The sequence below is a fragment of the Gordonia sp. CPCC 205515 genome (assembly GCF_048537925.1).
Taxonomy (GTDB): domain Bacteria; phylum Actinomycetota; class Actinomycetes; order Mycobacteriales; family Mycobacteriaceae; genus Gordonia.
The window spans coordinates 107,475-120,907 of sequence record NZ_JBCLVJ010000014.1 but is presented as its reverse complement, the minus strand read 5'-3'; the positions used below and the strand labels follow the sequence as shown (position 1 = coordinate 120,907).

Below are 13,433 nucleotides of genomic sequence, written 5' to 3'. Positions count from 1 at the left end.
CGCCAGACCGTCCTTACGCCTGTTCACAGGGGTTATGTGATGCGGGACACGTCCGCGTGTTTGTCTCAGGACGTCCAGGGGATCTCGGAAAGCCGGCGGAGGGCACAATGGGTGCGGTGACGAGGATCATCTCCGGCGGGTTCCGCGGTCGTCGACTCAAGGTGCCCGACGACGGTACCCGGCCGACATCGGATCGCGTCCGTGAAGCCGTCTTCAACATCCTCGATGCCCGCATCGAGGTCGACGGGACACAAGTCCTCGATCTCTATGCCGGCTCGGGCGCGCTGGGACTCGAAGCGCTCTCCCGGGGCGCATCGTCGGCCACGCTGGTGGATTCCCGACGTGCTGCGACATCGGTGATCACCGCGAACGTCAAGACCTGTGGCGTCGGCGACCGCACGACGGTTGTCACGCGCACCACCGCAGCGTTCTTGGCGACCGCGCCCGCGGCACCCCTGGATCTGATCTTCCTCGACCCGCCCTACGACCTCGACGTCGCCGAGGTGACGGCAGCACTGGCCGAACTCGCCGCACCCGCCTGGTTGGCGCCCGACGGTCTCATAGTTCTCGAACGCGCGGTACGCGCACCCGACACCGGCTGGCCGACCGAACTGGAGGTGCTCGTGTCAAAGAACTACGGCGACACCCGAGTCGAGGTGGCGGGTCGTGGCTGAAACTGTGCGGGTCGGTTCCCTGCAGTTCGACCTGCCGATCGTCGGCGCGCCGATGGCCGGCGGCCCGACGACACCTGCGCTGGTCGCCGGGGTGTCGGAGGCCGGCGGGCTGGGCATGGTCGCCGCGGGTTATCTGACGCCGGAGGCTCTAGAAGCGCTCGTCGTCGACGTCGAGAACCGCACCGCCCGGCCGTACGGGTGAACATCTTCGTCTCCGGCCCCGATCCGGGGGTGGGTGACGATCTCGATCGGTACCGCGCGGAACTGGCCGACGAGGCCCGCGCACTCGGGGTCGAACTCGGCGACGCGCGGTTCACCGACGAGCAGGTGGACGGCAAGATCGAGGTCCTGGAACGCTACGGGCCGTCGTTCGTGACGTTCACCTTCGGCGATCCCGGCCGCGACCGCATCGAGCGTCTCCACGCCCGCGGACTGCCGGTCGGCGTCACGGTCACCTCGATCGACGAAGCGCGCGCCGCGGTGGCCTCGGGCGCCGACGCGGTGATCGCGCAGGGGATCGAAGCCGGCGGACACCGTGGCCTGTGGATCGACGACCCTACTCGGGATGCTGGCGGAAGTCGAACTCCCACAATCGAATTGGTATCGGCAATCGTCGCCGAACTCGATGTGCCGGTGATCGCCGCGGGCGGTATCTCCGACGGCGCCGCGATCCGCGCGATGCTCGGGCGCGGTGCGGTGGCCGCGCAACTGGGCACCGCTTTCCTGTGTTGCGACGAGGCGGGGACCTCCGCGCCCTACCGTCAGGCGCTCCTGGACCGCGTCTACCCCGACACCGTGGTGACCCGCGCGTTCTCCGGACGGTCGGCTCGCTCACTGCGCAACGGCTTCACCCGGCGACACGTCGACGCGCCCGCCCGGTATCCGCACGTGCATCACCTGACCAAGCCGCTGCGTGCGGCGGCCACCGCGGCCGGCGACGCCGACTCCATCAACCTGTGGGCGGGCACCGGCTGGCGTGCGGTGACGGCCGAACCGGTGGCCACGCTGATGGCGCGACTGGCGGCCGAGTATGCGGATGCGCTCGCGTAGTTTTCTTCCTATGACCACTGCAGTCTTCCCCGGCTCCTTCGATCCTTTCACCATTGGCCACCGCTACATCGTCGAACGAGCCGCCGCCCGGTTCGACCAGCTCGTCGTCACCGTGGTGGTGAATCCGAACAAGCATGGCCTGCTCGGCGTCGACGAACGGATCGCCCTGATCCGCGAGGACTGCGCCGACCTGCCCAACGTGCGGGTCGACCGCTGGACCGGGCTGCTCGTCGACTACCTCACCAACGAGGGCATTGACACGATCGTCAAGGGACTCCGCTCCGGCGTGGACTTCGACTACGAGGTCCCGATGGCGCAGATGAACCGTGAACTCGCCGACGTCGAGACCATGTTCCTGCTCACCGACCCGAAGTATGCGCACGTCTCGAGTTCGCTGGTCAAGGAGGTCGCCAAACTGGGCGGCGACGTCAAACCCTTCCTCGCGCCGCACATCTACCAGCGGGTGACCGCGATTCTGGCGGGGGAGCGGCAGGTCTGACGGCACGAGCGACACGCCCAAACCTCACCTCACCAATCACAAGCGCACCATTCGGCACAATAGTCACATCTGTTCCACCGAACTGTTCCGAAGGCTCGCGCCGGATAGGGGTAGCTGTGTACCGGGTTTTTGAAGCGCTCGACGAACTGGTCGCCATTGTCGAGGAGGCGCGCAGCGTCCCGATGACCGCGAACTGCGTGGTGCCGCGAGGCGATGTCCTCGAACTGCTCGACGACCTCAAGGATTCGCTACCCGGCGAACTCGATGACGCGCAGGACGTGCTCGACCAGCGGGATACGCTGGTCGGCAACGCCCGGCATCACGCCGACAGCGTGATCACCAAGGCCGACTCCGAGTCGGAGGCCGTCCTCGCCCACGCCCGCGCCGAAGCGGATCGTATTCTCGCCGAGGCCAAGGCCCACGCCGATCGCATGGTCGACGAGGCGGGTGCCCACGGACGGCAGCTCGTCGACGAGGCGACGGCCGAAGCGCATCGCATGTCCACCAGTGCGGCACGCGAATTCGAGGCCGTGACCGGTCGCGCCCGCGCCGAGGCGCAGCGGGCCATCGACGCAGGCAACAACACCTACGAGAAGTCCGTCGCCGATGGCATCGCCGAGCAGCAGCGCCTCGTGTCCGAGGCCGAGGTGGTCACCGCGGCCAAGTCCGAGGCCGAACGGATCATCGACTCCGCCCACGCCGAAGCCGACCGCCTGCGTGGCGACTGCGACATCTATGTCGACGAGAAACTTGCCTCCTTCGAGGAAATCCTCACCGGCACACTGCGTTCGGTGAATCGTGGCCGGCATCAGCTGCGCACCGGTGCGGGCATGCACGACTATGTCGAGTACCCGCGCAGCGTCGACGATCCGTCGGCCCCGCGGGCCGGGACGCCGCACCATGCGCACGAGCGGGTCGACGAGCGCGGGGCGCCGCTCGCGGTCTGATCCGACAGACGCGCGAGCGGGCGCGCCGCGCAGCGTATCGTGCAACCTGTGGCTGATCATGCAATGACCAGAGGTGCGGCCGACGACGCCGTGCGTGACCCGTACGTCATCGACGTCCGGACCCTGGGGCGCCGGCCGGGCACCATGTCCGAGGTGCACCGCACCGTGCGCGCTCCCGAACGGGTCGGGGTCGAGATGATCGGAATCCCCGAGGGATCCGAGATCGATCTGGATCTCCGGCTGGAGTCGGTGAGCGAGGGCGTCCTCGTCACCGGGACCGTCAGCGGCGAAACCGATGGGCAGTGTGCCCGCTGTCTCGAACCCCTCGACGGCACCGTCACCGTCTTCTTGACCGAGCTGTTCGCCTACCCGGACAGCGCGACCGAGCAGACGACCGACTCCGAGGACATCCACCGCCTTCTCGACGATCGGATCGATCTCGAGCAGTCCATCATCGACGCGGTCGCCATGGAACTTCCGTTGTCGCCCTTGTGTTCCGACGACTGCCCGGGCCTCTGCACCGAATGCGGCGTGCGTCTCGCGGTGGCCGAGCCCGGCCACTCCCACGAGATCATCGACCCTCGGTGGGCCGGTCTGCGCGACAAGTTTCCGGCCTCGGACGCCGATGCGGCGCCGGAGAACCGAGGCGGTGACTGAGCAGACGTGAGCACCCCGGACTCAGCCGAGAGCACAACAGCAGCCGAGAAATTCGCGGACCTCTTGACGGCACTGCATGCCGAACTCTCCGACGAACTCCTCACCCTGGCGCTGACCCACCGCTCCTACGCCTACGAGAACGGTGGCCTGCCCACCAACGAACGCCTCGAATTCCTCGGTGACTCGGTGCTCGGCGTCATCATCACCGAACGTCTCTACCTGCGCTATCCCGACCGATCCGAGGGGGAACTCGCCAAGATCCGGGCCAGTGTGGTGAACATGCACGCGTTGGCCGCGGTCGCGCGCGACCTCGGCGAGGGCGGTCTGGGCCGCCACCTCTATCTCGGCAAGGGCGAGGAACTCACCGGCGGCCGCGACAAGGACAGCATCCTCGCCGACGGCCTGGAATCGCTGTTCGGCGCGCTCTATCTCCAGCACGGACTGGCCTACTGCAAGACCGTGATCCTCGGACTCTTCGACGACATCATCGGTCGCGCAGGCGATCTCGGCGCCGGACTGGACTGGAAGACGTCGCTGCAGGAGCTGTCGGCCGAACGTGGTTACGGTCCGCCGCACTACCAGATCTCCTCCACCGGACCCGACCACAACAAGGAGTTCACCGCGGTGGCCGTCGTCGCCGGGGAGAGTCTGGGAGAGGGCGTCGGGCGGACCAAGAAGGAAGCCGAGCAGAAGGCGGCCTCGCTGGCCTGGCAGGCGATCACCGAGCGCGCCGACGCGACGTGAGCGGACTCGACGTGAACCCCGGGAACTGCTGAAGTGCCCGAACTTCCGGAGGTGGAGACCGTCCGTGCGGGTCTCCTCGATCATGTGGTCGGCCGCCACATCGCCGCCGTGGAGGTCCTGCATCCACGGTCGGTGCGCCGCCACGTCGGCGGCGGCGTGGATCTTGCAGGGCGACTCGCCGGCGCCGACGTCGTCGGCGTACACCGGCGCGGCAAGTACCTGTGGCTCGACATCCGGCACGGCGAGGACACTTTTCCGGTCGTGGTCCACCTGGGGATGAGCGGGCAGATGCTCATCGCGCAGGCCGGCACCGACGACCACATCCACTTACGAATCCGTGCGTCGCTCGACGATGGCAACGAACTGCGCTTCGTCGACCAACGCACCTTCGGCGGCTGGCACGTCGACGAGTACCTGCACGCGGCAACCGGCGATCCGGTACCGGAATCCATCGCGCACATCGCACCGGATCCGTTCGATCCGGCCTTCGACGTGGACGCCGCGATCACCCGAATCCGCGCCCGCCGCACCGAGATCAAGCGCGCACTCCTCGACCAGACCGTCATCTCCGGCGTCGGCAACATCTACGCCGACGAAGCGTTGTGGCGTGCGCGGATGCACGGCACCCGCGCCACCGGCGGACTGAGCCGGGCCAAGGTCGGCGAGCTCGTGGGCGCGGTCACCGAGGTGATGGGTGAAGCGCTGAAAGTTGGTGGTACGTCCTTTGATTCGTTGTACGTCAACGTCAACGGGCAGTCCGGATACTTCGAACGATCGCTGAACGCCTACGGGCGTGAAGGCGAGCCGTGCCGCCGGTGCGGTGCCATCATGCGCCGCGAGCAGTTCATGAACCGCAGCTCGTACTATTGCCCCCGATGTCAGCGCCCGCCGCGGAAGTAAACCCGTCCCGCGAGCGTTAACGCCCACGCAGGCCCGCCATCGTACGGCGCCACCCCGACCGAAGGAACGAAGCAGCGACCATGACCACCGAGCAGACGGCCACCTCCAGCACCGAGACCACCGCCCACCCGCACACCGAACTGTGGGTCGAGCGGACCGGCACCCGCCGCTACACCGGCCGCAGCTCGCGCGGCGCCGAGGTGCTCGTCGGGTCGGAGGACGTCGAGGGCGTCTTCACCCCCGGCGAACTGCTCAAGATCGCGCTCGCGGCGTGCACCGGACTGTCGTCGGACCGCCCCCTGTCCCGGCGCCTCGGCGACGACTACGACGCCACCATCCGGGTCAGCGGCGCCGCCGATCGGGAGAATGAGCTCTACCCGGAACTCACCGAGATCCTCGACGTCGACCTGTCCGAGCTCGACGAGGACGCCCAGCAGCGCCTGCTGGTCGTCGTCGAGCGTGCCATCGACGCCGTCTGCACCGTCGGCCGCACCCTCAAGGCGGGTACCACCGTGAACCTCGTCATCGAGAAGGACTGACATCATGACCGACACCCCGGTCCGCCTGACCGCCTACGTCCACGGCCGCGTCCAGGGTGTCGGTTTCCGCTGGTGGACCCGCTCCCGCGCGCTTGAACTGGGGCTGGTCGGCTACGCATCGAACCAGGTCGACGGGCGGGTGTTGGTCGTCGCCGAAGGACCGCGCAGCGCCGCGGAATCGCTGCTGGCGGCGCTGCGCTCGGGCGAGACGCCCGGCCGGGTGGACCAGGTCGTCGAATCCTTCGACGACCCGCGTGGCGACCTGACCGGTTTCGGCGAGAGATAGGGCGTGCCGACGCCGTCGGTATGTGCGGATCCGACGCCGATCAGTGAGTACTCTGGTCCGACGTGCACCTCAAGAGCCTGACACTCAAGGGCTTCAAGTCCTTTGCGTCGGCGACGACCCTGCGTTTCGAACCGGGCATCACCTGTGTGGTCGGTCCCAACGGCTCGGGTAAATCCAACGTCGTCGACGCGCTGACCTGGGTCATGGGGGAGCAGGGTGCCAAGGCGCTGCGCGGCGGCAAGATGGAGGACGTCATCTTCGCCGGCACGTCCGGCCGACCCCCGCTCGGGCGTGCCGAGGTCACCCTGACCATCGACAACGCCGACGGTGCGCTACCCATCGAATACTCCGAGGTGTCGATCACCCGCCGCATGTTCCGCGACGGCGCAGGCGAATACGAGATCAACGGGTCGTCGTGCCGGTTGATGGACGTCCAGGAACTGCTCAGCGACTCCGGTATCGGCCGCGAGATGCACGTCATCGTCGGACAGGGGCGGCTCGCCGCCATCCTCGAATCCAGGCCCGAAGATCGCCGCGCCTTCATCGAAGAGGCCGCCGGCGTCCTCAAACACCGCAAACGCAAAGAAAAAGCGGTCCGCAAACTCGACTCGATGCAGGCCAACCTCGCGCGCCTGTCCGACCTCACGGCCGAACTCCGGCGCCAACTCAAGCCCCTGGGCCGCCAAGCCGAGGTGGCCCGCCGCGCGGCGACCGTGCAGGCCGACCTCCGCGACGCGCGTCTGCGGCTGGCCGCCGACGACCTCGTCACCCGGCGTTCCGAGATGGCCGAACAGACCGCGGGGGAGGACGAGGTGCGGGCGCAGCAGGACGAGGTCGCCGCCGCCCTCGATACCGTCAACGCCGAACTCGCCGACCACGAGCAGCGCCTGGCCGCGGTCACCCCCGCCGCCACCGAGGCCGGCCAGACCTGGTTCCGGCTCTCCGCATTGGCCGAACGCGTCGACGCGACCTGCCGGGTGGCCGCCGAACGCAGCCGCTACCTGGCCGAACCCACCGCCCAGAACACCGGCCCCGATCCCGACGCACTCGACCGCCAGGCCGAGGAAGCGGCCATCACCGAAGCCGAACTGACCGAGTCGGTGGAGGTGGCCGCCGACTACCTCGACGCCGCCAAGGGGGAACTCGCGCGCGCCGAGCAGACCGCGCAGGAGGCCGAACAGGCTCACCTGGCCGCGGTGCGGGCCATCGCCGACCGGCGCGAAGGTCTCGCTCGCCTCGAAGGACAGGTCGACAACCTGCGGACCAAGGCCGAATCCGTCGACGGTGAGACTGCCCGACTCACCGCGGCGATCGCCACCGCTGCCGAGCGTGCCGAGACCCAGCAGGCGCAGCAGGACACCACCGCGGCGAGTCTGGGCCAGTTCGAGGCGGCCGAGCACGGACTCGACGAGCACCATGAACGATCGATCACCGCCCTCAACCGATCCAACGAACGAGTCGCGACCCTGCAGCGCACCCAGCGGGAGACCGAGCAGAAGATCGCGTCGCTGACCGCGCGGATCGAGGCACTGTCCGTCGGTCTGGAACGCAACGACGGCGGGGCCTGGCTGCAGGAGAACGCTCCGGACGGACTGCTGGCGCCGATGTCGGAACTGCTGCGGATCGAGCCCGGCTACGAGACGGCGATCGCCGGTGCGCTCGGCACCGCGGTCGACGCGATCGCCACCGTCGATGCGATCGCCGCGGTCCGCGCCCTGACCGCACTGAAGTCCGGCGATGGCGGACACGCCGCTCTGATCCTGGGCGGATTGCCCGCGCCCGCGGCACCGGCCCGCTTCGACCTGCCCGACGGTGCGCGCTGGGCGTCGTCGGTGATCACCTGCCCGCCGGAGATCCAGGGCGCCGTCGAACTCGTGCTGGCCGACACCGTCCTCGTCGACACCGCCGAGCACGGCCTGGAATTGAGCCGCACCCACCAGGTACAGACCGTCACCCGCGACGGCGACCGCATCGGCCCGGCCAGCGTCGAAGGTGGTTCGTCGCGGCGGCCGTCCACCCTCGAGGTGCAGTCCGCGATCGACACCGCCACTGCGGAACTGGCTGCGGCGCAACGGAGTTCCGAAGAGATCGAGGCCGCGCTGGCGGGTGCGCTGACCGATCAGGCCGAGCGTGCCGAGGCTGCCGAGGAAGCGCTCGCCGCACTGCACGAATCCGACGCCACCGTCGGCGGCACCTACGAACAGATGGCCCGGCTCGGGCAGGAGGTCCGGACCGCGCGAGCCGAGGTCGACCGCCTGACCCGGCAGCGGGACTTCGTCGAGCGGGGCCGCGCGGAGACGCTGGAGAAGCTGCACGAACTCGAGGAACGGTTGCGGCTCGCGCACGACGAGTCGGAGGTGACCCCCGATCAGGTCGGCGACGACACCCCGCGCGCCGCGGCCGCCGAGGCCACCGCCGCCGCCCGCGCCGCGGAGATGGAGGCACGGCTGACGTTGCGGACCGCCGAGGAACGGCTCGCGTCGGTACGCGGCAAGGCCGACTCACTGCGCCGGGCCGCCCAACGCGAACGCGATGCTCGGGCGCGCGCCGAGCAGGCCGATCGGGCACGCCGGCACGCGGCCACCGTCGCCGCCGCCGTCGCGGACGCGGGAGCGCAAGTGGCCCAACGGCTTTCACTGGCAGTGGCGTCGGCGCAGGCCGGCCGCGACGAACTCGAGCAGGTGCGGGTCGAACGCACCGCCGCGCTCGACGAATGCAAACGCCAATCCGCGGACCTGACCGCGCGGCTCAACACGCTGCGCGACGCCGTACACCGCGACGAGGTCGCCCGCGCCCAGGTGGTGCTGCGGATCGAGCAACTCGAGGAACAGATCCTCGAGACGTTCGCGATCACCCCCGACGACCTGATCGCCGAATACGGTCCCGACGTGCCGCTGCCGCCGTCGGCACTGGAGATCGCCGAGTACGAACAGGCCAAGGAACGCGGCGAACAGGTGGTGGCGCCGGCGCCGATGCCGTTCGACCGGGCCGCTCAGGAGAGCCGCGCGAAAAAGGCGCAGAAGGACCTCAACACCCTGGGCAAGGTGAATCCGCTGGCGCTCGAGGAGTTCGCCGCCCTCGAGGAGCGCTACAACTTCCTGTCGGCCCAACTCGAGGACGTCAAGGCCGCCCGCCGCGACCTGCTCGCCGTCGTCGAGGAGGTCGACGCCCGCATCCTGCAGGTCTTCACCGAGGCCTACGCCGACGTCGAACGCGAGTTCACCCAGGTCTTCAGCACGCTGTTCCCAGGCGGGGAGGGGCGTCTCGTGCTCACCAACCCCGACGACATGCTGACCACCGGCATCGAGGTGGAGGCCCGCCCGCCGGGCAAGAAGGTCAAGCGGTTGTCGTTGCTGTCCGGTGGCGAGAAGTCGCTGACCGCGGTCGCGATGCTCGTCGCGATCTTCCGCGCGCGTCCGTCGCCGTTCTACGTGATGGACGAGGTGGAGGCGGCCCTCGACGACACCAACCTGCGTCGGCTCATCGCGCTGTTCGAGCAACTGCGCGAACGGTCGCAGCTGATCGTCATCACCCACCAGAAGCCGACCATGGAGGTCGCCGACGCACTCTACGGCGTCAGCATGCGTGGTGACGGCATCACCACCGTGATCTCCCAACGTCTTCGCGGCGTCGACATCCCCGTCGCCGCCGACACCACCAATCGATAGGGGCTCCGACCGTGAACACCGGAATCATCATCGGCATCGTCATCGCCGTGCTCGTGCTGATCGCGCTCGTCGCGCTCGGCGTGGGGATGTCGCGTCGTCGACGAATCTCGCTGACCGATGACCCGACCAAGCAGGCGCCGATCGACGGCACCAAGCCGCAGGTCGACAAATCCGGCGGCTACCAGGCGGGCTCCGGCTTCAACTTCAGTCAGGGCGGATCGGGCACCGCGCTCGCCGAACCACCGAGCAAGCCCGAATCTGCCACCCCGCCCGAATCTGTCACCCCGCCCGACACTGTCACCCCGCCCGTCGAGCGCACCGAGGTCGACGGACAGCCCGGTGTCGGCGACGACGCGTCGGTGCCGCGGGATTCCGCGCAGCGCGGTATCACCGAGGTCGAACTGCCGGACGTCGAGGTGGCCGAGGGGACGCTGATCGAACCCGACGGCACCGTTGTCTCTGTACCCGACGACGCCTCGACGCTGACCGCCCCGGCGCTCGACGAGATCGCGCCCACGGCCGGACGTCTGGGTCGGCTGCGGGGCCGCCTCGCACGGTCGCAGGGTGCGATCGGCAAGGGCGTGCTCGGCCTCCTGGGCGCCGGGGACCTCGACGAGGACTCGTGGGAGGAGATCGAGGACACCTTGCTGATGGCCGATCTCGGTACCGCGTCGACGACGGCGGTGGTGGACAAGCTCCGAGGAGAGCTGGCCACACACAGCGTGCGCAGCGCGGACGACGCCCGCGCGCTGCTGCGCCGCACCCTGGTCGGTCAGCTGCACCCCGAACTCGACCGGTCGGTGCGGGCGCTGCCGCACGGCGATCGTCCCGCGGTGGTGCTCGTCGTCGGCGTCAACGGCACCGGCAAGACCACCACCACCGGCAAACTCGCGCGCGTGCTGGTGGCCGACGGCCGGCGGGTGACCCTCGGTGCCGCCGACACCTTCCGTGCCGCGGCCGCCGACCAGCTGCAGACCTGGGGGGAACGCGTCGGTGCCGAGGTGGTGCGCGGCAAGGAGCAGGCCGATCCCGCCTCGGTGGCCTTCGATGCGGTCAACAAGGGCATCGAGAACGGCGTCGACGTCGTCATGATCGACACCGCAGGCCGCCTGCACACCAAGACCGGTCTGATGGACGAACTCGGCAAGGTCAAGCGGGTGGTGGAGAAGAAGGCGCCCGTCGACGAGGTGCTGCTGGTGCTCGACGCCACCGTCGGCCAGAACGGCCTCACCCAGGCGCGGGTGTTCGCCGAGGTCGTCGACATCACCGGCGTCGTGCTGACCAAGCTCGACGGCACCGCCAAGGGTGGCATCGTCTTCCACGTCCAGGAGGAACTCGGCGTGCCGGTCAAGCTCGTCGGCCTCGGTGAGGGTGCCGACGACCTTGCGCCCTTCGAGCCCGAGGCCTTCGTCGACGCGCTGCTCTGACCCGTCGGCAGGACGGTCACGCGGCGACGAATCGCCGATTTGCCGAATGCGATTCGGACATCGACGATTCTTCGCCGCGCCCGCCCGGCGCCAAAAGGCGACCTGGGCGGTTACTCGCAGGAAACATTTCCGGGCGTCGTGTTCACTCCGGCGAAACATGCCGTCGCCATCACTGAAACATCAACCGAGCACTCTTCTCGTCAGGTCAAGCCGCGGCCACAACGTCGCGGTGTGGATGAGGAGGGATACGAGTGGCGGATTTCCCCACTATGGGTTTGCCCGATACGGGTGACACCGCGTGGATGCTGACCAGCTCCGCGCTGGTGCTGCTGATGACGTTGCCGGGCGTGGCATTCTTCTACGGCGGCATGGTCCGTTCGAAGAACGTGCTCAACACGATGATGATGAGCGCGATGTCGATGGGCATCGTCACCGTGCTGTGGTGCATCTACGGCTTCTCGATGGCATTCGGCGACGACGAGGGCGGCGTGGTCGGTAACCCCGGGCAGTACTTCGGCCTCAAGGGCCTGCTCTCGGGCAACAGTGCCGCAGCGGTACCGGCCGATGCGGCGACCGGGACGGCGGCCACGGACGCGGTGAACATTCCGCTGTTCGGCACGATGCCCGCCATGGTCTTCGTCGCGTTCCAGTTGATGTTCGCGATCATCACCGTCGCGCTGATCTCGGGTGCGGTCGCCGACCGCATGAAGTTCGGGGCCTGGACCGTGTTCACGGTCATCTGGGCGACGGTCGTCTACTTCCCGGTCGCGCACTGGGTGTTCTCGTTCGACGGTTTCACCGCGGAGACCGGTGGATGGATCGCCAACAAACTCGGCGCGATCGACTTTGCCGGTGGTACCGCCGTGCACATCAACTCCGGTGTCGCGGGCTTGATCCTCGTGCTGTTCCTGGGTAAGCGCAAGGGCTGGCCGGGCACCCCGATGCGGCCGCACAACCTGCCGTTCACCATGCTCGGTGCCGGTCTGCTGTGGTTCGGGTGGTACGGCTTCAACGCGGGTTCGGCCGGCTCGGCCAACGGCGTCGCCGGCGCGACCTTCCTGACGACCACCGTCGCCACCGCGACCGCGATGCTGTTCTGGCTGCTCACCGAGCGTATCCGCGACGGTCACGCCACCAGCCTCGGTGCCGCATCGGGCATCGTCGCCGGCCTGGTCGCGATCACCCCGTCCTGTTCGTCGGTCGACGTGTGGGGCGCGATCATCATCGGTGCCTGCGCCGGTGTGATCTGTGCACTGGCGGTGGGCCTCAAATACAAGCTGGGCTATGACGACGCGCTGGACGTCGTGGGCGTCCACCTGGTCGGCGGTCTGCTGGGCACCATCCTGATCGGTTTCCTGGCCACCGAGAAGGCGCCGGCCGCGGTCAACGGCCTGTTCTACGGCGGCGGCGTCGAACAACTCTGGAAACAGATCGTCGGTGCGGGCGCGGTCCTCGCGTACTCGGCCGTGGTCACTGCAATAATCGCTGTTGTGTTGAAGTACACGATCGGCCTGCGGGCAGACGTCGAGGACGAGGCCACTGGTCTCGACGAGTCGCAGCACGCAGAGTCCGGATACGATTTCACACCCATCGGCGGAGGGTCCGCACTGGCCCAGTCCGGCGTTTCCCTCGGCAAGGAGGCATGATCCACAGTGAAGCTGATCACCGCAATCGTGAAGCCGTTCACCCTTGAGGATGTCAAGGCCGGACTCGAGCAGTCCGGGATCCTGGGTATGACCGTCAGCGAGGTCCAGGGCTACGGACGCCAGAAGGGGCACACCGAGGTCTACCGCGGTGCGGAGTACTCGGTCGACTTCGTGCCGAAGGTGCGGGTGGAGGTCGTCGTCGACGACGCCGCCGTGGACAAGGTCGTCGACGTCATCGTCGAGGCGGCACGCACCGGCAAGATCGGTGACGGCAAGGTGTGGGTCTCGCCGGTCGAGTCGGTGGTCCGCGTCCGCACCGGTGAACGCGGCGGCGACGCGCTGTAGGCCGACGCCCGTTCTCGATCGTTCATCTCGCACGGCCCCGCGTCTGACCCG

At 68.5% G+C, this 13,433-nt stretch carries 12 protein-coding genes and 1 pseudogene; all 13 read left to right on the top strand.

Going from position 1 to position 13,433, the window contains the following annotated elements; translation table 11 throughout:
* Window positions 1-116: 116 nt before the first annotated feature.
* The 13 genes and pseudogenes from rsmD (at window position 117) to AAFP30_RS21390 (ending at window position 13,382) form a co-directional block, all read left to right on the top strand.
* Entirely contained in the window at window positions 117-674 is a 558-nt protein-coding gene (rsmD, locus tag AAFP30_RS21450; protein ID WP_419232043.1) for a 16S rRNA (guanine(966)-N(2))-methyltransferase RsmD, read from the top strand.
* Window positions 675-726: 52 nt separating this feature from the next.
* A pseudogene (locus tag AAFP30_RS21445) lies at window positions 727-1,724 on the top strand (NAD(P)H-dependent flavin oxidoreductase).
* A 10-nt stretch (window positions 1,725-1,734) separates the two neighbouring features.
* Window positions 1,735-2,223: a pantetheine-phosphate adenylyltransferase gene (coaD, locus tag AAFP30_RS21440; RefSeq protein WP_419232042.1), complete on the top strand. Its 489-nt coding sequence runs from the start codon at window positions 1,735-1,737 to the stop codon at window positions 2,221-2,223.
* Window positions 2,224-2,339: 116 nt separating this feature from the next.
* Complete coding sequence (locus AAFP30_RS21435) at window positions 2,340-3,170, top strand: DivIVA domain-containing protein (protein ID WP_419232041.1); 831 nt, start codon at window positions 2,340-2,342, stop codon at window positions 3,168-3,170.
* 63 nt (window positions 3,171-3,233) lie between these two features.
* Entirely contained in the window at window positions 3,234-3,827 is a 594-nt protein-coding gene (locus AAFP30_RS21430; RefSeq protein ID WP_419232080.1) for a YceD family protein, read from the top strand.
* A gap of 6 nt (window positions 3,828-3,833) precedes the next feature.
* Window positions 3,834-4,571: a ribonuclease III gene (gene rnc / locus AAFP30_RS21425; RefSeq protein WP_419232040.1), complete on the top strand. Its 738-nt coding sequence runs from the start codon at window positions 3,834-3,836 to the stop codon at window positions 4,569-4,571.
* A gap of 33 nt (window positions 4,572-4,604) precedes the next feature.
* Entirely contained in the window at window positions 4,605-5,471 is an 867-nt protein-coding gene (gene mutM, locus AAFP30_RS21420; protein ID WP_419232039.1) for a bifunctional DNA-formamidopyrimidine glycosylase/DNA-(apurinic or apyrimidinic site) lyase, read from the top strand.
* A gap of 80 nt (window positions 5,472-5,551) precedes the next feature.
* Window positions 5,552-6,010 carry an OsmC family protein gene (locus tag AAFP30_RS21415; RefSeq protein ID WP_419232038.1) on the top strand — a complete coding sequence of 153 codons (459 nt, stop codon included), beginning with the start codon at window positions 5,552-5,554 and terminating at the stop codon, window positions 6,008-6,010.
* A gap of 4 nt (window positions 6,011-6,014) precedes the next feature.
* Window positions 6,015-6,296: an acylphosphatase gene (locus AAFP30_RS21410; RefSeq protein ID WP_419232037.1), complete on the top strand. Its 282-nt coding sequence runs from the start codon at window positions 6,015-6,017 to the stop codon at window positions 6,294-6,296.
* A 62-nt stretch (window positions 6,297-6,358) separates the two neighbouring features.
* Entirely contained in the window at window positions 6,359-9,964 is a 3,606-nt protein-coding gene (smc, locus tag AAFP30_RS21405; RefSeq protein WP_419232036.1) for a chromosome segregation protein SMC, read from the top strand.
* Window positions 9,965-9,975: 11 nt separating this feature from the next.
* Window positions 9,976-11,391 carry a signal recognition particle-docking protein FtsY gene (gene ftsY / locus AAFP30_RS21400; protein WP_419232035.1) on the top strand — a complete coding sequence of 472 codons (1,416 nt, stop codon included), beginning with the start codon at window positions 9,976-9,978 and terminating at the stop codon, window positions 11,389-11,391.
* Window positions 11,392-11,660: 269 nt separating this feature from the next.
* Window positions 11,661-13,037 carry an ammonium transporter gene (locus AAFP30_RS21395; RefSeq protein ID WP_419232079.1) on the top strand — a complete coding sequence of 459 codons (1,377 nt, stop codon included), beginning with the start codon at window positions 11,661-11,663 and terminating at the stop codon, window positions 13,035-13,037.
* Between the two features lie 6 nt (window positions 13,038-13,043).
* Window positions 13,044-13,382 (top strand): P-II family nitrogen regulator, encoded by a 339-nt coding sequence (locus AAFP30_RS21390; RefSeq protein WP_419232034.1) that lies wholly within the window; start codon window positions 13,044-13,046, stop codon window positions 13,380-13,382.
* Window positions 13,383-13,433 lie beyond the last annotated feature (51 nt).

What these genes read in the sequence shown, in the direction of transcription:
- coaD (WP_419232042.1), top strand. Translation starts at nt 1,735, where the DNA reads ATGACCACTGCAGTCTTCCCCGGCTCCTTCGATCCTTTCACCATTGGC.
- AAFP30_RS21430 (WP_419232080.1), top strand. Translation starts at nt 3,234, where the DNA reads ATGACCAGAGGTGCGGCCGACGACGCCGTGCGTGACCCGTACGTCATC.
- AAFP30_RS21415 (WP_419232038.1), top strand. Translation starts at nt 5,552, where the DNA reads ATGACCACCGAGCAGACGGCCACCTCCAGCACCGAGACCACCGCCCAC.
- AAFP30_RS21410 (WP_419232037.1), top strand. Translation starts at nt 6,015, where the DNA reads ATGACCGACACCCCGGTCCGCCTGACCGCCTACGTCCACGGCCGCGTC.
- AAFP30_RS21395 (WP_419232079.1), top strand. Translation starts at nt 11,661, where the DNA reads ATGGGTTTGCCCGATACGGGTGACACCGCGTGGATGCTGACCAGCTCC.